Below are 19,270 nucleotides of genomic sequence, written 5' to 3'. Positions count from 1 at the left end.
ATAAGATATACGGAAACACCGGGCCATATAGATGCATCTTAAGCGGATTCCTAAAAAGAGACATCAACAGACCGAGTAGTCGGTCGACGATTTTTAAATAGTAGTCTGATACATAATATACGGTGAATTTATCGTGATAATTTAGAGGGCAACAGTGAAATTTATACGAACCGACCACTTAGTCTGTTTCTAATGTAAAGTAATTATAATCAGTGGATTGACTCAAATTTTAATAGCGTTTAAAACTGCTCGTAAAGCGACGTTGCCAGCTTTTCCACAACGCCCACGACCAAAGCGTTTCCCATAAAAAAAGCCCTTTTGGCGTCCGGTATACCGGGCAACAGGGTATGGTCGTCGGGAAACATATTCAGACGTTCCAATTCTATGGGAGTAAGCCTTCTTAGTCCTTTTTCGGTCGCGATAACATGTTTGAATCGAGAAGCACTGCTTCCCCCTTCTCCGGTAATTATGGTCCTGGAGGCATTGTCCATTGCATCGGGAAAAACCATTGCTCCTTCACTATAATGGTATGCAAATCCGTTTTTTGCGGTACGCATTTCTTTTTTGGATCCCTTTAAATATTTCCATTTTGGCATTTCTTTTTCGGGGATGTAAAAAACATCAGGTACCTCGCCGTCTTCCAAAATATCTTCGAGCACCGTTTTTGGTCCATGATACCGCGCCATGGATTTTAGGGTATGTACCCGTCCTTCAAAATATAGGCCGGTGTTCTCAAATGGCGATTTTTTTTCGCCACTATTAAAGGTTTCCGAAAGGGAAACCAAATCGCCCTCAATAGGAAAGGAATGCTCGCCCATTACCTTTTCCGATATGGGAAAGGCATTTGCCATTGGCCCAAGGTCATGCATCCATTGGTTTGGCCGCTGCGCGTTCAGTTTGTTGTATAAGGAAGTACTTTGGTGATATGCGAGTATGAATACCCGCCTTCTCCGTTGAGGCATACCATAATCGGCCGCATTGATGACCCGCCACTCCACGGCATACCCCAAGTTCTCCAAACTTTTTAAAATAATGGCAAAATCCCTGCCCCTTTGGGTCGATGGCGATTTTAAAAGACGATCGACATTTTCTAGAAAAAGGTATTTCGGTCTATTCTTCTTTTCAGATAAGATACGGTGTACGCTCCACCACAGCACGCCTTTTTTTCCGATAAGCCCTTTGGAGTTCTGTAGCGTGGTCGCGACGGAATAGTCTTGACAGGGAAATCCGCCCACCAGCATATCGGCATCGGGAATGGAGGCAACAGCAACGGAGGCAATGTCACAATTGCTGTGTCCCGCTGTTCCGAAGCGTGCTTCATATACCATGGAAGCGTGTTGTTTTTTGGTCGCGGGCTCCCACTGATTGCTCCAAACCACCTTGTACTTGTCGGTTTTCTCCAGGCCCAAACGAAACCCGCCCACTCCGGCAAAGAGTTCGATAACGCTTACTTTTTTCATTGCTGACGAATTTAATCAATATCGATGCTTCTTTTGAAACTTTCCCGGAATTATTAAAACCGAGCGGGACAATACCGACATTCCCCATAAAAATGTTAAGCATGGATATTTCTATTTTGTTAAACACAACCAACCGACCTCAAAATTTTGTAATTTCAGCAAGAACAGCAATTTTATTTCCAGCATGACGACTTTTGAAATTACAGTAAACGGACAGACCCAAAACGTAGCGGTAGATGCCACCACACCAATGTTATGGGTGCTTCGAGATCATTTAAAACTGGTAGGCACCAAGTATGGTTGCGGTATTGCCCAATGTGGCGCTTGTACCGTACATTTAGGGGATACCGCGGTACGTTCCTGCCAATTGCCGATATCCGCCGTAGGTGACCAAGAGATTACGACCATTGAAGGGCTTTCGGAAAATGGAGATCATCCCGTACAAGAGGCCTGGTTGGAGGAAGATGTATACCAATGTGGTTATTGTCAAGCGGGACAGATCATGAATGCCAGCGCATTTTTAAAAAGCAACCCCAAACCTACCGACGAAGAAATAGAGACCGCCATGAACGGAAATATCTGTCGTTGTGGTACCTATACCCGAATCAAAAAAGCGATAAAAAGAGCGGCTAATTCCGAAAATTCCTAGTAAATAACCTCGGGGCAAGCCCAGGAGGCATTAGAATGAAAATTAATATTGATTTCGACGCAAGCGTCGGAGCATTTTAAATCTCGATTATCGAGTAAACTTTAAAAAAACGCCAAATGACACTCGTAAAAACTTCATACAACAGACGCTCTTTTTTAAAAGGGTCGGCCCTTGCCGGGGGCGGAATGCTCTTGGGCTTTAGCTGGCTGGCCTCTTGCAAACCCTCGCCCGAACAGATCAAGAATTTACCCAAAGAATGGTTCAATATCAATGGTTTTTTGAAAATTGCGGATAATGGTCTAGTAACTATTATGTCGCCAAATCCCGAAATCGGACAAAATGTAAAAACGGCCATGCCGATGATCATTGCCGAAGAGTTGGATGTCGACTGGAAAGATGTAATCATTGAACAGGCCCCTTTGAACACGGCTATTTTTACAAGACAATTGGCAGGAGGAAGCCAATCGATACGCCAAGGATGGGAGGCATTGCGTATGGCCGGCGCCACCGCCAAACAAATGCTGATGACCGCCGCGGCGGCACAATGGCAGGTTCCGGTGGGCGAAATTGTTGCAAAAAACGGGATACTTGCCCATGAGGGCAGTAACCGATCGGCCGGGTATGGGGAAATGGCCTCCGCGGCCGCAACGGTCGAAGTGCCCGAAGAGGTCGCTTTAAAGGAAACAGCGGATTTTAACCTTATCGGAACGGATAAAAAAAATGTGGACGGACCAAAAATCGTTACGGGCCAGCCCTTGTTCGGACTGGACATCGCGGAGGAGGGCATGCTTACGGCCATGATCATCCATCCGCCCGCGTTCGGTATGCAGTTCAAGGGAATGGACGCGAGTAAAGCAAAGGCCATGCCCGGTATTAAGGATGTATTTCCTATAGAGGTATACCCGGAAGGCGTGGAAAAGCAATGGTCCGATGGTGGTGGCATTGCAAAATTGGTCGCGGTAGTGGGCGAATCTACATGGCAATGTATGCAAGCCAAAAAAGCGGTGGAGGTACAATGGGAGGAAGCGTCGCAAGCGGAAAGTACCGGCGATCACAACGATGGTCTGGACGGAAAATTGAATTTGAACGGCGTGGCGCCCGCCCGTGAGGATGGAAATGTTGCAAGCGCGTTCAAAAAGGCCGCAAAAGTTATCGAACGCAGCTATAGCGCCCCTTTTCTGGCGCACAATACTATGGAGCCGATGAATTTTTTCGCAGATGTCACTGCCGAAAAAGCCATTTTAAAAGGACCCATCCAGACCCCGGAATTTTTAGAATTGACCCTGGCATCGGTCTTGAAAATGCCGGTGGAGCAGATCGATATTATGATGACGCGGATGGGCGGTGGTTTTGGACGACGGCTCTACGGTCATTTCGGTATAGAAGCGGCGCTAATTTCCAAAAAAATAAAGGCTCCCGTAAAATTAGTGTATAGCAGAGAGGACGATATGACGCAGGGCACGTACCGGCCGGCGTACAAAGTACATTACAAAGCGGGCTTGGATGAAAATGGGGCATTGATCGCATGGCATGTGAAAGGTGTGGGAACAAACGATGATCTGGTATTCGAAAACCGCTTTCCCGCCGGTGCCGTCGATAATTATTTGGCGGAAAAACAGTCGTTCGAATCAAACGTCACTACCGGTGCCTGGCGGGCTCCGCGATCCAATTTTATTGCCGGTGCGGAACAATCGTTTATGGACGAGGTTGCGGAACTCGCGGGCAAAGACCCTATAGCATTTCGGCTGGAACTGTTGGAAAGGGCCGCGAAAGATCCCGTTGGCGCCATTGAGAATAACGATTACGATGCGAAACGTTACGCAGGGGTGTTAGAGCTGGTGCGGGAAAAAGCCAATTGGAAGCCTGGCGTAAAAGGCAGCTCCGCAAGGGGCGTGTCCGCTTATTTTTGCCATAACTCCTATGTGGCCCAAGTATTGGATATTGAGATGGATGGCGACACGCCTGTCATCAAAAAAGTTTGGTGTGCCGTAGATTGCGGAATAGTCGTAAACCCATTGAGTGCAAAAAATCAGATCGAAGGCGGTATTATCGATGGAATAGGACATGCTACCTATAGTCAACTGACCTTTAAGGACGGGAAACCGGAGCAACAGAACTTTGATACCTATTCGTTGATCCGTCACCGGCAGGCCCCAAAGGAAATCGCCACATTTTTTGTAGATAACGGAATCGACCCTACCGGGCTGGGAGAGCCGTCATTGCCACCGATAATCGGGGCGTTGGCCAACGCGTTGTACCAGGCTACGGGACAACGGTACTACCACCAACCTTTTGTTTCGCAACGGCAAATAGTCGGATAAAGCTTTGTTCTCCGATGAAAACAATGTGGGCCGATAAGCCCTAAGCCCGACCGCTTATGGCTTGGTTAGCCTTGTGAACTGGAAAAACCAGGGGTTAATTTCTTTACTTTTGTGGTAATACCATTTCAGAGTTAAAATGATATAAACCGGTATAAACCCACTTATTATGCGCGCCATTATCGTTCTTTTGTGCTTTTTCGTTTCGTTTGGCTTTTGTTTCGTTTCCTGTAGGCCCCTTGATGGTGAACCGGAACAAGCACATTTCAAAGATGAAATTTCTGAAATAAAGGAAGCGTACGCCCCCGATAAACAGGTAGCCCTGTTTCAGATAGCCCCTGAAAAACAAGGAAAAATCTATGTGTTGAAAGGAGAAAGCAACCTACCCGAAGCAGTAAGCGCCTTAAAGGAAAAATTGACTGCCAAAAACATTTCATATGTCGACAGCGTTCAGTTATTGCCAAATGCCGATTTAGCCGGAAAGACGAAAGGGCTTATTACCATTTCGGTAGCGAACCTGCGCAGCAACCCCAAGCATTCTGCCGAACTGGCTACCCAAGCAACTTTGGGAACCCCGGTAAACGTTCTTAAAAGAGATGGCGAATGGTATTTGATCCAGACACCTGACCGGTATTTGGCCTGGGTCGATCATGGTGGAATTGTATTGATGGATGAAAACCAATGGAAGGGTTGGAAGACCGGCCCTAAAGTGATGTTTACGGAAACTTACGGACAGGCGTATGAAACCCCGGCAGATAACACCAAGCCAATATCCGACCTCGTTGCGGGGAACGTTCTGCAATTGCTCGAAGAGCAAGAAGGGTATTATAAAGTACAGTTTCCCGATGCGCGTATCGGGTATATCAATATGGTGGCAGCGGTTTTGTACGAAGAATGGCTGAAAGGAGCGGACAATGGTGTTGAGGGGTTGGTACGGACATCAAAAAGGTTTATGGGACTGCCCTATCTGTGGGGCGGCACCTCGTCCAAGGGCGTTGATTGTAGCGGCTACACGAAAACAATATTTTTTCTGAACGGAATGGTAATCCCACGCGACGCTTCGCAGCAAGTGCATACGGGAACGCTGGTCGATACCCTCAAAAACTTTGATGCCTTGCAAAAAGGCGACTTGCTGTTTTTTGGAAGAAAAGCGACCGATTCGACGGCCGAGAAAGTAGTGCATGTAGGTATGTGGATCGGAAACAACGAGTTTATCCATTCGTCCGGCAAGGTGCACGTGAGCAGTATGGACGACACGGCCGAAAATTTTGATGCTTTCAACAAAGACCGCTACCTACGGACCAAGCGTTTGTGGAAACAGGAGGGTCAAGGGTTGTTACAACTGTCCCAAGCTTCGGTCTTTAGGGATTAATACCATTTTTCAGAGATGGTCTATTCTTTGGGAGTACCAAAAACCAGTTTTAAATGGGCGTCGTCGGGCTTTCTTTTACCGCTCCACAAGCTTACCAAGATGTAGGTGAGCATGGCCATTAAAAAGGCGGGGATGACCTCATGGATATCTTTGAGCGCCGCATATTCGAAACGAAACCCGAAGCGCCATACTACATTGACGAGCATTCCCATCACCATGGAGGCCAAAGCGCCCAGGTCGGTACCCCATTTTAAGTATAGCCCCCCGAAAATAGCCGGAAAAAAGCTAGCGGCAAATACGGCGCCGGCGAAAGCCGTAAGCTCAACAATACCTGCCATCGGATATAGCGTTAATACATACACCAGCACACAATAGCCTGCCATAAACCATTTTGTTCTGGGAATAATTTTTGACGTATCCATGGGGCGCACCACATGCCAAATATCTTTTACAAAAGCGGTTCCGATAATGATGATGACGGAAGCCAGGGAAGACATTCCCGCGGCGAACAGACCGGCGACACAGATACCGTTCACAAATTTGTTATCGTACTTGTCCAGCATAAAACCGACCACCTCATCGGTGTGGTGGATCAAATACCCCGCTTCCTCGGCGTTGACCATACCGTGGACCAAAGCACCGAGCCCCATTACGCAAACTAAGGAAATACCTAGGAAAATCGGTGTCCAAATCATGGCAAAACGCATGCTTTTGGCATTGTTGATCGAGTAAAACCGGATTAAATTTTTTGGTTCGGAAATCTGTTTCATGCCTACGGCCAAACCAATGCCGAGGATGTATAAAAAGGAAACCAGCTCCCCAAAGGTGACCAGGCCCAATCTCATGGGTTCGCCCTGTTGTGTTACATGTTCGGTATTGCCAATGGCCTCCATCAAATTGGCTGTTCCACCGGCATACATGAAGGGAATGGCCAACATCAAAATAGCTACTCCGAACATGATAATTCCCTGTATGGCGTCCGTCCATAGCACACTATACATGCCGCCCCATATCGTATAGGCACAGGTAACGGCAATAATGGCAAAGGCTCCGTATTCGTAGGGAATATCGAGTACCGAGGTCAATACATGGGCACAACCCTTTGCGATGCCTACCATATACCAAATTGTGGCGAACAAGATGATCAATGCCGAAAGCACCCGGATGCTTTTGGCCATATTGCTCTTGTACCGTAAATGAAAATAATCGGGAATGGTAAATGATTTTAACCGTGCGGTCTGTGATCGCATTTTTGGCCCGAGTAGCTGCCAGGAAACGATACAGAAAAATGTCCATATCAAACCCATCCAGGCCCAGGAAAGACCATATTGAAAGGATTTTCCCGCTTGGCCGATATAGGTGTTGGTACTGGCAGAGGTGGAAAAGAAAGCGAGCGAAATCACCCAACCCGGGATTTCCCTTTTGGCAACATAATATCCCTCTACCCCTTGCGACGCCTTCTTTTTAAAAAACCATCCGATATAGAGGCAACCCCCAACGTAAAATGCCGTAAGTACGAGTGTGACCCAATGTTCGTTAAAATAGTCCATCAATGTTCTGGATTATGGTCGCTATCATCCACGGTAATATCCCTTTTCAATACCAAAATGGCATTGAGCAGCACAAGAACCAAAATACCCACATAGGGGAATACGGTAAGAAAATCCATAGATCTGATGTTTTCATCTTCAACATTTAGCGCCGAAAGATGGTGTTCATGGGCTTTTACGAAGCAAACTGGGTTTGCCTAATTGTCGTTGGGCCAGTTCTTTTTTAATTCATTTTTGGTGACTTTGCCCAGCACATTTCTGGGCAAGGACGGCCGCTGCACGAACTTCCTGGGTATTTTGTAACCCGGCAGCCGCTCTTTGAGCCAGTGTTTCACCGCTTCCGCATCAATGGTTTTTGCGTTGGATACGACACAGGCTCCGATAATTTCGCCCCACTCCTCGTCCGGTAGCCCCACCACGGCGCAATCCGCTATACCCTCGTATTTTCGTAGAACATCCTCAATTTCCAATGCGGAGATTTTGTACCCTCCGGATTTAATGATGTCGACACTATCGCGGCCGAGAATCTTATACATGCCGTTATGGTACATTCCGATGTCTCCGGTAATAAACCATCCATCATCGGTAAAGGCCTTTTTGGTCGCCTCCGGCTTTTTCCAATACTCCTGAAACACACTGGGCCCTTGGAATTGAAATTCACCCGGCTCCCCTTCTTTGACCGTTTTGTTGTCGCTGTTGACCAAGCGCATTTTTACCCCGGGCAAGGGAAGGCCTACATGCCCCGGCCTGCGCTCACCGGAATAGGCATTGGAAAGCCCCATGCCGATTTCGGTCATACCATACCGTTCCAGTAAGGTTTGCCCGGTGATGCTCCGCCACTTTTCCAAAACGGGAACCGGCAGGGCGGCCGAACCTGAAACCATTAACCGCAACTCGGAACTCGTTTTTGATAGTCGTTCCCTTACTTCTCGCGAGGCGCTCTCCCAAAAGGAGATCAGTTTGTAATAAATGGTCGGTACCGCCATAAAAAGTGTTAGTCGTCCCGACGCAATGGCATCCCACACCTGTTTTGCATCAAATTTGGGCAAAAATTCGCAGGATGCTCCACTCCAGAGCGCACAGCTCATTACATTGATGATGCCGTGTACATGGTGTAGGGGCAAAATATTCAAGATGGCGTCCTCCTTTCGCCATTCCCAAGCACTTACAAGCGTAACGATCTGGGCTTCAATATTGGCATGGGTGGTTACCACCCCCTTTGGTTTACTGGTGGTACCACTGGTGTATAAGATCATGGCACGTCTCTCCAAGGAAATATCGGGAAGTGATGCCGTGTTTTTTTTGAGCAGTTCGGATAAGGGTATTATGGCAATACCGGTTTCTTTTTCCAAAGGCTTTAGAAAATCGATAAAATCGGTATGTGCGACAACCACATTGGTTCGGGTGTCTTCCACAACATATTGTATGGAAGGTAACGGGTGCAGCACGCAAAGTGGCACCGCAATACCTCCGGCGGCCCATATGCCCCATTGCACGGCGGTGTACTCGAAAGAGGGCGGTACCAAAAAGGTGATTCTGGCCTCGTTCAAATCCGCTGCTCCATTCAGCAAGTTTCCCGCTACATTTTGCGATGCATCCAATAGGTGTTGATAGGTATACTGTTTCCCGTTGGAAACGAGCGCTGTTCTTTCGGCAAAGGAAACGGCCCTGTTCAGAAGTTCTATCATGTTTTAAAACTAAGGTGTATTTTAAACATTTGAACAACAATATAGGACAAATGCTACAACAAATTTGTCCCAAAAGCCCGGTATCGCTATTTAACCCGCTTTATGCATTAGAAAATCTATTACAGCTTCCAGCTACTTCAAAATATGGCGCTGCGCTACATTTTTAAATGTAACCGTAGCGGTGCTATGCTTACATTCATAAAATGTCATATTTTATCGCGGCTAAAAGCTTCATTACAAAGTTCTAATGCATAATCCGGGTTTAAATACGGTATTGGGCATTTTTAGTACTTTTAGTAGATCCATTGTCCACTACGCTATTTCCCTTGGTCATTTTGGAATCTAGCTTGTCTAAAATACCTCAATTATGAAATTAAAAAGTAGCCATTTTAGAACGTTCGGTCGTTTTTTGCTCCTTGGCATTATGTTTCCCTTGTTACTAATGTCGGGCCATACAAAAAAGACAGCTATGGAAAGCTTTCAGAAAACGCGTCCCAACATCATTTTTCTTATTGCTGACGATTGGTCGTATCCCCATGCGGGATATTATGGGGACGCTTTGGTTCGCACGCCCACCTTCGACTGGTTGGCCTCGGAAGGCGCTGTTTTTGATAACGCCTATTGCGCATCCCCTTCTTGTTCCCCTTCGCGTGCCAGTATTTTATTGGGACGTTATCCGCATCAGATGGAAAGTGCCGGTAACCTGTGGTCGGTGATTCCAAAAAAGTTTAAAAATTGGATGTCGCTATTACAAGAGTCCGGCTATTATACCGGAAGGAGCAGAAAAGGATGGGGTCCGGGAGATTATAAGGCCGGTGGTTACCAACATAATCCCGCGGGGAAGGAATACGATAGTTTTAAAAGCTTTTTGGAAAATGCCCAAAGGGATACGCCTTTTGCCTTTTGGTTTGGGAGTAACGACCCTCACAGAAGGTATGAAAGGAATTCGGGCGCCAAAACCGGAATGGATATCGATGAGGTAATCGTTCCGGATTTTTTGCCGGACGTACCCTGTGTACGTAGCGATATGTTGGATTATTATTTTGAAGTAGAGCGTTTTGATAGGGAATCGGGCGCAATACTCAATAGGCTGCGAAAGGAAGGTCTTCTGGACAATACTATTGTAGTAATGACCAGCGATAATGGCATGCCTTTCCCCCGAGCGAAAGCGAACCTTTACGATTATGGGACAAGAATGCCGCTCGCCATGTACTGGAAAGGGCGTATTGAAGGAGGAAAAAGGATTTCGGAATTTGTGAATTTTATCGACTTTGCACCTACTTTTTTAGAAGCCGCCGGTATCGAAGTCCCAAAATCGTTCGTAGGGCAAACATTGTTACCGCTTTTTGAGGGAGAAACGGACATGGCCCAGCAACGGGACACCGTGTTTTTGGAACGCGAGAGGCATGCCAATGTCCGCAAAGGAGATTTGAGCTATCCCGCCCGTGCGGTTAGAACACAGGAATACCTGTACATCAAAAATTTTGAGCCCGACCGCTGGCCGGCAGGGGACCCTAAGGTACACCAATCGGTAGGTCAGTATGGGGATGTTGACAATTCCATTTCCAAGTTTTTGATCATGCAAATGGAGGGAAAAGCTGACGATAGGGACTATTTTGACCTTTCTTTCGGAAAACGCCCGGCCGAGGAGCTATATGTTTTAGCGAAAGATCCGTATAACCTCCAAAACGAAGTGGAGAACCCCGAACATGAAGTAGCGCTTAAGCGTTTGCGAAACGCGCTCAACGCCTGGATGGAAGCTACGGGAGACTTGCGTGCAAAAAAGCCTAGGACCGATTATTGGGACAACGTGGAATATACCCCGGATTATCAAAGGTCGAATGTTAACGTTGGGGATAGCGTGAACGCTTATCGCATGTTGTTGCGCGATAAGGGAGGCTTTATGGAAATTCCGTGTTCCGACGATTGAAGGATTCGAATAGGGGAAGGCCTATTCGGCATATACCAAACGATTGATGTTTTTACAGAGGTTGATTTGCGCTTCTGAAGGTTTCGGGTTTTCTGCTCGCGCGCGTTCAATGGTCATGATATAGATCCTGTTTTTTATACGATCGGCCATTCGTTCCATTTCCGTATTTCGCAATGCGTCCCCGTTTAAATTATCGAGTTGTTTCTGCCACCACGAAAGGCGGGCCTTTTCCGGTTTTTGGTAATCCTGATAAAAACGGTCGGAAATCGTGCTCACCAATTGTGTTTCTTTTGCAAGCGCTGTTTTTCTGGCTTTTTTCTGGCTTTTGTACTCCTTGCTGGCCTTGAGTACGCCCATGGCGTCGGCAATACTGTCCGTTTGGAAAAAAGGACCGAAGGTGGCGATGGTATGCTCATAAGCGTTTGCTTGCTGTAATAAAAGTCCGTTTTTGGCCGCTGTGCGAATCCCTTCCTGGGCGCGGGAGTAGGCGGTTTCCAAAAACGTTTTTGGCAATGTCCCGCCCGTTTTGTCTTGATTGCGGATAACCAACCAGTCGAAAGCGCGATGCAACACTTCCGAAGGGGGCCACCGATGTCCACCTTCAAAGGTCAATAGCGTATGATCAAAATCAATAGTATCCAGGTAGGAGACCACCCCGAACATTTCCGTAAGGTTGACATCCCTGGTGCCGCAGACCCCTACGTATGAAAAGTGTTGGTCGCTAGGGCCGTGCATTGGGTGTTGGGAGAAACCGGCACCACAGGCGATGACCCCTGCCATTTGATCGGTAAGTACGGCGATTGCGGTGGCCAAACGCGAACCTCCCGAAAACCCCGCTAGATAGATTTGATTTTCCGCAATAGAAAAATTGGAAAGTACATGTGCGAACAATCGCTCCGCTTTGGCAAAATTTTGCTCATAGGGACCGTTTCGAATGTGATTTGCGCAGACCACAATAAGTCCATGACTTTCAGCGGAGGAAATAAAGTGTGCTATGGCGGTCTTGCCTTGGGCTTGAGGGTCGAACAAGAAGACGATAGGTGCCTTTTCGCCCGCCTTCATGGTTTTGGGCAAGTACAGGGCAAACAGCTCTACGTCCGAACCGTTAACGGGAAGAGAATCGATGATTACCCCCTTTTGATAGGGTTGTTGGGCCGTTAAGCCAAACATGAAAAGCAATAAAAAAACGATCAGTATATTTTTCATTCCGATAGGGCAAAAGCGATGATCTGATTTCCTTTTTTGGTACCTAATTTTTCGCCCCCACAAGCGATGGCGATGTATTGTTTTCCGTCCAGCTCGTACATGGCCGGTGTGGCGAAGGCCGGAGCCGGCAATTTGTACTCCCACAAGAGGGTGGCGTTTTGCTTGTCATACACCCTAAAATATCCATCGCGGGTAGCCGCAATGTAGAGCAATCCGTTTTCGGTAACTACGGGCCCGCCATAGTTTTCGGTACCGGTACCGATGCCTTTTTCTCCTAACTCCGGGGTATTCCCGAAAGGAACGGACCAAATATACTCTCCAGTATTTAAATTGATAGCATGTAAGGTACCCCAAGGTGGTGCTATCGCGGGCAATCCGTCGCTATCCAAAAATTTGTTGTATCCCTTATGGTCGTATGGGACTTTTTCGGCAGTTGATGTCGCACTACTTTCGGTAACGCTATGTTTTACCTCTTCATTAAAAAGAAAGCGTAACAACGCCTCTTTTTCTTCCTTTGGAATGTCCGGAAAACCAGTCATCATTCCCCTGCCGTGCGCAATAATATCGGAGACCTCGCTTTTCTCCTTGCGAAGCTCTAGATCGAGCAATGACGGAAACCCACTGGCCTCCATACCTTGTCGGCCCGCTTGATGGCAGCTGGCACAATATTGGCCATATACCGCTTCCCCCAAGGGCAGGCCAATGGGTTTTTCCGTTGCCTTTCCCATTTGCAGTATTCTCGGCATTTCGTTGCTGTTTACATAAAGTATCCCCTCCTGTGGATCTACGGCCGCACCCCCCCATTCCGCCGCACCGTCATATCCTGGAAGTAAAAGAACGGGCGATAGGCTTGGTGGTGCATAAATGCGTTTATCCGCTTTTCGGAACATGCTAAGCAGTTCCTCCTTGTTTTTGGCAAACGGACTCAATTGGTCTTCGCCGAGGTCGGTCGACTGGCGTGCAAAGGGTTTGGGAGCAACCGGAAAAGGTTGTGTTGGCCAGGCGGTTTCCCCTTCAAGGGTAGATGCCGGCACCGGTATTTCCTCGATATCGAAGAGGGGAACACCTGTTTTTCGGTCAAAAACATACACATATCCCTGTTTGGTAACCTGAGCGACCGCGGGTACTTTTTTTCCATTCCTTTCCACCATCAATAAATTTGGCGGAGCGGGCAGATCGCGGTCCCAAATATCGTGATGGGTAAATTGAAAATGCCACAAATAGGCCCCGGTAGCCGCGTTCAGGGCTACCAAACTGTTGGCATAGAGATTACTTCCCTTGCGGGGACCCCCATAAAAATCGGGAGCTGCGGAGCCAGTGGGTACAAAAAGGATTCCAGCCTCGTCATCTACGGCCATACCCGCCCAACTATTGGCAGCACCAACAAGCTCATGCGTTCTGATTTCTGGATTTCCCCAGGTGTCGGCGCCCGCTTCACCGGTAGCCGGTATCGTATGAAAAACCCACTCCACTTCCCCGGTCAGGATGTTGAACGCCATAACATCGCCCGGAGGTGCGCCGGGCCCCTCGGAAACCCGTATGGGCATCACGATCAAATCTTTATAAACGGTGCCCGGTGTATTGGAAATTACAAACTTGTTTTTGGCTTTTTCGGAAAGGCCCGAGCGCATATCTACACGGCCGTTTTCCCCAAAACCGGGAACGGGTTTTCCGGTAAGGGCGTCCAAAGCGTAAAGGTCGCTACCGCGGGTGCATAAAATGCGTTTGTCGTTCCCCTTTTCCCAATAGGAAACCCCTCGACTGGTGGAATGCCAAACTTTTACCGAATCTCCGAATTGCCAAATTTCCTTGCCGGTTCCCGCATGAAGGGCCACTACGCGCAATGCAGCGGTAACACCGTAGAGCATACTGTCGACGACCAAGGGGTTCATCTGCATTTGGCCCCAATCGCTAGCCTCGTAGGACCAGGCGACTTTTAACCGACCAACATTCTTTTTTGTAATCTGTGACAATGTGGAGTAGTGGGTTCTTCCCGGATCGCCCAAGTACGAGCTCCACGTGGTGTACATGGATCGCGAAGGGCTCTCTTTTTCGGGGCTTTCACAGCCGAAAAGGATAAGCAGCAATGCCAAACTATTGAAGAACACGGTAATAGCTCTCGTATTCGGAACCTTCTTCATGACTTTTTTCTTAAAATTACGGAAATTCTACTGGATTTTAAGGAGTATTTTTTTTGCCCTTCCATGAACGGATTTTCGCGAATCTTTGCTTAAACGTTCCAACTGGGGAATCAACCATTGCTTTAGTTTGGCATCTTTTTTGGCCCAACGTCCCAGGGTTTCCATAGTGGTATTGAGTACGATCCAATCGTCATGGCGGCCAAGGTTTTTTATCAGGAGCTCTTTTGCCTTCCGTAGTTGTAGCGCGTTTAAATCGCGTTCTAACAGCAAAAACAACTGGGCCAAGGTCCATTGGGTGGATGCCTGTTCAATTGTTGAAATAACGTCGAGAAAACGATCGATATAAGGGACCAATAGCGCTTTTTGTTCTTTGCCGATGCGTTTCATCGCATTGGAAACGCGAAGGCGCACCACTTCATCCTCACTGAAGTAACAGTTAAACAATTCTTCAAAACGTTCGGGATGTTTTAGGACAGTGGCCACGACTTCCACCGTATTTCCCAAGGAATTGGGATGTCCTCCCATCAGGGCGTTTTCAAAATTTTCCATATCTAGTTGAAATAGCGTTTTAAAATATGGGATACTTGTGTATAATAGGAACTCCCGAACAAATTTAAATGGACCAAAAGATAATAGAGCTGATAGAGTTCGTTCCGTTCTTTTGCGTAGGGCGCTACAGGGAAATGCGAAGCATGGGCCCGGTAGAATACTTCGGGAAACCCGCCAAAAAGGCGTGTCATTGCCAAATCTACCTCATAGTGGCCATAGTATACCGCTGGATCGATAAGATAGGGCGTTCCCGTGTTCGAGATGATAACATTGCCCGACCAAAGATCTCCGTGCAGCAAGCAGGGGACGGCTTCTGGAAACACGTTTTCGCAGGTTTTTAGGAGTACGGCTTCGCTTGGGATGTCGTTTGTTTTTAGAAGTTGTGCATCCAAGGCCCTACGCAGTTGTGGTAGTAACCTTTCCCGAACATAAAAAGCCGCCCAGTTTTTATCCCTTGTATTGGATTGTGGCAAACTTCCGATAAAATTGTCCGCTTCCCATCCGAAAGTAGGGGCATGGGACAGTTTGTGCTGGGCCGCCAACTGATGGCCCAAAGCTACCATTTCGTTGGGTTCCGGTCGTTTGGGGGCCACAAAGTCCATCAGCAGTAGCGCACCCTTTTCCAAACCCTCGCAAAGCCGTACGGTAGGGGTTGCAACGGTCTTTGTGGCGGCAATGGCCTTTAGCGCGCTTTGTTCGGAGCGAAACATATCCAATGCCTGTGGGCCACGGTGTATTTTACAGAAGAAACGTTCGGTTTCCGTTTCCAAAAGATACGTCTCGGACAGCGCACTACCGGAAAGGGTACGTATGTTCAAAATACGAACGCACAGCAGGTATTCCAGATGTTTCTTCAGGTTAGCTTCCATCCCAAGTCAACATATTGCATGCAAGTAGGGCAGTTGTTTTACGAATGCGTAAAAGGATAACTCGGGACCTACTTTTTTTAGTTTTTCCTTTATAAAAAAGCGCTGTTGATCCCTGTTCCAACCAAGAACGACCCCATCATAGGATAACCGTTCGTACACCTTATATGCTTTCCATAGTTCCGCAATTGCTGCCGAAAGCGCTTTCCTATTTTTAAAGTTTTTTTGGGCTCCTACAAATTTTTCGATCGTGTTTTGATCTTCAGGGGTGAGGTTCCGGTAATCTTGGTTTAAGAGGTGTGTTAGCGCTGTACTGTCTTGAAGTTGATCAAAGAAAAACGGGAATGCGTCCTGAAACCGATAATTGGGGCCGTGCTCACCTTCTATCAACCCATACCCCTCTAACGAAAGCAACGAATTGGAAACGCGAATCCCTACGGGTATGTACCCTAGTTTTACTGTAGTGTCCGTTCCGGTTCTTGGAGGGACAATGTCTAAATAAAATAAGGCATTCGCAACAACGCTGGAGTCGATTTGGATGTTCGGACCGAAGGTGTGCATACCAAAACCTTCGGGTAAAATTGATCGAAGCGCCTTGTTCGATGCCACCGTTTTGCTGGAAGCACAGCCGTCCCGATCCGTTTTCAATACGGTATAGGATTCGTCGGAACCTTTGTAAGCCGCCGCGGTCGTTTCGCCATAGCAGCCACAACCTTCCTCGGTTCTTTTTATTTTTAGAAAACCCTTCCTGCTTTCGTCGATAATTTCAAAATGGCTTCCTTCCGATTCCGCTTCAGATGGACGTCCCCCAACTTGTTCCCAAAGCAGATCGGAGCAAGCTGATCGGGATTGTGCGTTAGCTGGCGCCATAGCGAACAAAAGCGCGACCATTGGTAGCCATACTGTTTTGATGTCGATACGCTTATACATTTTGTTCATTGGTCATGGTCGTTGGTTGAAAAAAAGCACTTTATACCACTCGTAACAAGATGTCGGTCGCCATTGATACTTGGTGATTTATAACCCATAAGATAATCTACTAGGCGCTGTTTAACCCCTTAATTTGCCGGGTTTTTGGAAAATATTTTCATTCTTTCCCTATAAGCCTATGCGTTTTAAACGGACAACGGCTTGGTTAAATTTTTGACCGACTTGCGGCGGTGTATGGCAAAACCTAAAGGCACAAAGGTAAAGAACAGGCCACAAAAATACCTTAGCATTCTATATTGGAGGCCTGTTCAAAACTTTGAAACGTCGCGAGTTTATACCAAATATACGGCGACCAAGTGTCAACCCTATGTCAATAGCTCGCTAAGCTCTTATCGATGGAAAATACCATAGCGGAAAGTTTCCATCCTTGCTCCAGTGTGCCGATAAAGGTTGCCAAAAGGTTCCCTTTTTCGATTGTTCGCCTGCCAAGCGCAATGGTGTAGGAAGCACTTGCCCTAGCGGTATAGCCATCTTTTATCGATAGTTTTATGTTGCTGAAATCAATTTGGGCGTTTGCATCGATGCCATCCAATTGATGCAAGAAAACCCCTGCTGTATGCGCATTCGCGGTAAAGTTTTCGGTAAAACGGTTTTTAAATCGAAAGCAGGGTGCGTTCGGAGCGATAAAGCTTTGGTCGAACGCATCTTGATCTTTCGAGTCGAAGGCGTTTTTTAACTCCTTGAAAAGGGTTTCCGGGTTTGAACCGATTTGCAAGTCGGTATAGTCCGTAGGGTCGTCCGGTGCGGTAATGGTAGCGGACAAGCTTACAATTTTCCATCCCTCATTGGTATTTACATACATAAAAAGATCATTACCGAACAGATCTTCTTCACCATCCCGAAATCCTTGGAAAAGATGGCTGTCCAGTGCCATGCCTTTTTTGATGGTAAATTCAATATCGGAATAAACGGGGAAGTACTCGTAGTCCCAACTCGTAAAAAAACCGATCCATTGGTCCCTGGTCAGGGTAGCGGTATTTGGGCTGCCATTGTTTTTCAAGACGAAATTAACGGTTGCGGCGTCCGAAAGGTACAAGGCTCGATGGGCTTCTGCATTTTTTTCCTCCTCGCTGACGGCAAATTCGGATAGCAGCTGTCGAAGTTCGGAACGGGTTTCCGTTTTGGAGGGACCTCCTCCCTTGTAATCTGCTATACAGCCCGTAAGCCATATGAGGAAGGTGATTGCAATGGGAAAATGGATGTTGCGGATCATTGATGTTGTTTTCATTGTTTTCGATTTAAATTAAACATGGAACAAGGGTACAACATGCAATCCGTGATGTCGTTCGTGCGCATGTAGGCGTACTACTTTACAAAGCGGTCGATATACTGTTTGGGGGTTATTTTGAATCGGCGTTTAAAGGATTTGTTGAAAGTGGTTTTAGAGTTGAACCCTACATCGTAGGCGATACCGATCAAGGTGCTTTTTTTATGTTCGTTCAAGGATATTTTTTCGACAAAATCTTGAAGCCGGTACCGATTAACGAAATCATAGAAATTACAGTGATAGCATTGGTTGATGGTTTTGGAGAGTTTGGTTTGGCCGATTTGAAGTTTTTCCGAGAGTTCCTTTAGCGACAGTGTCGGGTTTCGGTACAAATGTTCCGCCCGCATCCCATGTTCCAGGGCGGCCTTTATCTGTTTCAGTTCAGGGGAATCGTTTAAAGAGGTTCGTACCCGGGGACGAACGGTCCTTAAAAGTTCCGGCCGATCCATAAGTGAATAGGTAGCCCCGTAAATTACGAATGGAATGAGAATCCATCCGATATAGGTTTTTGTAAAAGGAAGTATTTGAATTCCAAAAAAGAAGTCCAACGCAAAACAGGCACTGATACCGATACCCAGTAGCAAGGCGATTAGAAAAACAATAAGAAACCTTAGCTGGTACCGGTTGGTATTTTTTGTGTTTTGGGTATACCGCCGACATACCAGACCGACTGTTAAACACCACAGCCATGCGCTCCAAAGAATCAAAAGGATAAATATAACGGCCCATTCAGCGGTGAATGCCTTGGCTTGGAGCAATTGGTCCATTTGCTGTTCGGAATACCTAAAGAGCGTGAGTCCATAACAAAAATGTAGGAAGGCGGGCGTAAAAAGAAGCGTGCTCCAGGTTCGTTCTAGGGCTGAAAAAGCAAGTGTTTTTCGGACAAACAAGAATAGCAGAGGTGCGAACAAAAATGCAAATGAATCCAAGAACACTATGGCCCTATGTGGGAGAAGATGTAAAGGTATGATCAACAGATAAAGCAGTAGTGAGAAGGAGGCGCTGTATAAAAGCAGCACCAGGTAGCGATTCGGGTTTTTGTTTCGGGCCGTTTGCCGGTGAACGATACAGCCCAACAGAAAGCCTTGAAAAGTTGCAGTAATAAGGAAAAGCGTGAATACATCACCTAGAGAAAGTGAATCCATTTTTTAAGGACAAAGAACGCGGGTCTAGGACCCTTAAACGTAAATCCTTGTAGGGAATTATCGATTTGAACCGTAATTATTACCCTCTAGATGCAGTGTGTCTATCGTAAAATAGAACCAAGGAAAAGGAAAATACCTG

Annotated in this window: 14 protein-coding genes; 4 read left to right on the top strand and 10 right to left on the bottom strand. The window is 47.0% G+C overall.

The features are described 5' to 3' along the window. Positions 1-239 precede the first annotated feature (239 nt). Entirely contained in the window at positions 240-1,460 is a 1,221-nt protein-coding gene (dcm, locus tag ACRD7P_RS08455) for a DNA (cytosine-5-)-methyltransferase (protein ID WP_430907112.1), read from the bottom strand. A 184-nt stretch (positions 1,461-1,644) separates the two neighbouring features. Between dcm and ACRD7P_RS08450 the strand changes: the two genes are divergently transcribed. The 3 genes from ACRD7P_RS08450 (at position 1,645) to ACRD7P_RS08440 (ending at position 5,799) form a co-directional block, all read left to right on the top strand. Next, positions 1,645-2,109, top strand: a complete 465-nt coding sequence (locus ACRD7P_RS08450; protein ID WP_430907111.1) for a (2Fe-2S)-binding protein — start codon at positions 1,645-1,647, stop codon at positions 2,107-2,109. A gap of 116 nt (positions 2,110-2,225) precedes the next feature. Then, on the top strand, positions 2,226-4,430 hold the full coding sequence (locus ACRD7P_RS08445; RefSeq protein ID WP_430907110.1) for a molybdopterin cofactor-binding domain-containing protein: 2,205 nt from the start codon (positions 2,226-2,228) through the stop codon (positions 4,428-4,430). Between the two features lie 166 nt (positions 4,431-4,596). Beyond that, entirely contained in the window at positions 4,597-5,799 is a 1,203-nt protein-coding gene (locus ACRD7P_RS08440; protein WP_430907109.1) for an NlpC/P60 family protein, read from the top strand. Between the two features lie 20 nt (positions 5,800-5,819). On the opposite strand, the gene ACRD7P_RS08435 is transcribed toward ACRD7P_RS08440, so the two are convergent. Both ACRD7P_RS08435 and ACRD7P_RS08430 read right to left on the bottom strand, forming a co-directional pair. Next, positions 5,820-7,349, bottom strand: coding sequence for a sodium:solute symporter family protein (locus ACRD7P_RS08435; protein WP_430907108.1), 1,530 nt, complete (start codon positions 7,347-7,349; stop codon positions 5,820-5,822). A gap of 197 nt (positions 7,350-7,546) precedes the next feature. Next, positions 7,547-9,037, bottom strand: a complete 1,491-nt coding sequence (locus tag ACRD7P_RS08430; protein ID WP_430907107.1) for an acyl-CoA synthetase — start codon at positions 9,035-9,037, stop codon at positions 7,547-7,549. Between the two features lie 367 nt (positions 9,038-9,404). On the opposite strand from ACRD7P_RS08430, the gene ACRD7P_RS08425 reads away from it, so the two are divergent. After that, the gene (locus tag ACRD7P_RS08425) at positions 9,405-10,967 is read left to right on the top strand and encodes a sulfatase family protein (RefSeq protein WP_430907106.1); all 1,563 of its coding nucleotides are present in this window, start codon (positions 9,405-9,407) and stop codon (positions 10,965-10,967) included. Between the two features lie 21 nt (positions 10,968-10,988). Here the strand turns inward: ACRD7P_RS08425 and ACRD7P_RS08420 are convergent, their stop codons facing one another. From ACRD7P_RS08420 to ACRD7P_RS08390, 7 genes are all read right to left on the bottom strand, one after another. Next, entirely contained in the window at positions 10,989-12,173 is a 1,185-nt protein-coding gene (locus ACRD7P_RS08420) for a hypothetical protein (RefSeq protein ID WP_430907105.1), read from the bottom strand. Then, positions 12,170-14,314 (bottom strand): PQQ-binding-like beta-propeller repeat protein, encoded by a 2,145-nt coding sequence (locus ACRD7P_RS08415; RefSeq protein ID WP_430907104.1) that lies wholly within the window; start codon positions 14,312-14,314, stop codon positions 12,170-12,172. Before ACRD7P_RS08415 ends, ACRD7P_RS08420 begins: the two co-directional genes overlap by 4 nt. A gap of 27 nt (positions 14,315-14,341) precedes the next feature. After that, entirely contained in the window at positions 14,342-14,863 is a 522-nt protein-coding gene (locus ACRD7P_RS08410; RefSeq protein WP_430907103.1) for a hypothetical protein, read from the bottom strand. A gap of 2 nt (positions 14,864-14,865) precedes the next feature. Continuing rightward, positions 14,866-15,732: a fructosamine kinase family protein gene (locus ACRD7P_RS08405; RefSeq protein WP_430907102.1), complete on the bottom strand. Its 867-nt coding sequence runs from the start codon at positions 15,730-15,732 to the stop codon at positions 14,866-14,868. A 6-nt stretch (positions 15,733-15,738) separates the two neighbouring features. Further along, on the bottom strand, positions 15,739-16,668 hold the full coding sequence (locus tag ACRD7P_RS08400; protein WP_430907101.1) for a hypothetical protein: 930 nt from the start codon (positions 16,666-16,668) through the stop codon (positions 15,739-15,741). A gap of 361 nt (positions 16,669-17,029) precedes the next feature. Beyond that, positions 17,030-17,947, bottom strand: a complete 918-nt coding sequence (locus ACRD7P_RS08395) for a hypothetical protein (protein ID WP_430907100.1) — start codon at positions 17,945-17,947, stop codon at positions 17,030-17,032. A 77-nt stretch (positions 17,948-18,024) separates the two neighbouring features. Further along, positions 18,025-19,131: a helix-turn-helix domain-containing protein gene (locus tag ACRD7P_RS08390; protein ID WP_430907099.1), complete on the bottom strand. Its 1,107-nt coding sequence runs from the start codon at positions 19,129-19,131 to the stop codon at positions 18,025-18,027. Positions 19,132-19,270: the final 139 nt, after the last annotated feature.

The sequence above is a fragment of the Maribacter sp. 2-571 genome (assembly GCF_050589625.1).
GTDB lineage: Bacteria > Bacteroidota > Bacteroidia > Flavobacteriales > Flavobacteriaceae > Pelagihabitans.
This window is presented reverse-complemented; position numbering and strand designations above follow the sequence as displayed.

Excerpts from the sequence above, each read along its gene's own strand:
- dcm (WP_430907112.1), bottom strand. The coding sequence starts at position 1,460 with ATGAAAAAAGTAAGCGTTATCGAACTCTTTGCCGGAGTGGGCGGGTTT.
- ACRD7P_RS08450 (WP_430907111.1), top strand. The coding sequence starts at position 1,645 with ATGACGACTTTTGAAATTACAGTAAACGGACAGACCCAAAACGTAGCG.
- ACRD7P_RS08445 (WP_430907110.1), top strand. The coding sequence starts at position 2,226 with ATGACACTCGTAAAAACTTCATACAACAGACGCTCTTTTTTAAAAGGG.
- ACRD7P_RS08440 (WP_430907109.1), top strand. The coding sequence starts at position 4,597 with ATGCGCGCCATTATCGTTCTTTTGTGCTTTTTCGTTTCGTTTGGCTTT.
- ACRD7P_RS08435 (WP_430907108.1), bottom strand. The coding sequence starts at position 7,349 with ATGGACTATTTTAACGAACATTGGGTCACACTCGTACTTACGGCATTT.
- ACRD7P_RS08430 (WP_430907107.1), bottom strand. The coding sequence starts at position 9,037 with ATGATAGAACTTCTGAACAGGGCCGTTTCCTTTGCCGAAAGAACAGCG.
- ACRD7P_RS08425 (WP_430907106.1), top strand. The coding sequence starts at position 9,405 with ATGAAATTAAAAAGTAGCCATTTTAGAACGTTCGGTCGTTTTTTGCTC.
- ACRD7P_RS08420 (WP_430907105.1), bottom strand. The coding sequence starts at position 12,173 with ATGAAAAATATACTGATCGTTTTTTTATTGCTTTTCATGTTTGGCTTA.
- ACRD7P_RS08415 (WP_430907104.1), bottom strand. The coding sequence starts at position 14,314 with ATGAAGAAGGTTCCGAATACGAGAGCTATTACCGTGTTCTTCAATAGT.
- ACRD7P_RS08410 (WP_430907103.1), bottom strand. The coding sequence starts at position 14,863 with ATGGAAAATTTTGAAAACGCCCTGATGGGAGGACATCCCAATTCCTTG.
- ACRD7P_RS08405 (WP_430907102.1), bottom strand. The coding sequence starts at position 15,732 with ATGGAAGCTAACCTGAAGAAACATCTGGAATACCTGCTGTGCGTTCGT.
- ACRD7P_RS08400 (WP_430907101.1), bottom strand. The coding sequence starts at position 16,668 with ATGAACAAAATGTATAAGCGTATCGACATCAAAACAGTATGGCTACCA.
- ACRD7P_RS08395 (WP_430907100.1), bottom strand. The coding sequence starts at position 17,947 with ATGAAAACAACATCAATGATCCGCAACATCCATTTTCCCATTGCAATC.
- ACRD7P_RS08390 (WP_430907099.1), bottom strand. The coding sequence starts at position 19,131 with ATGGATTCACTTTCTCTAGGTGATGTATTCACGCTTTTCCTTATTACT.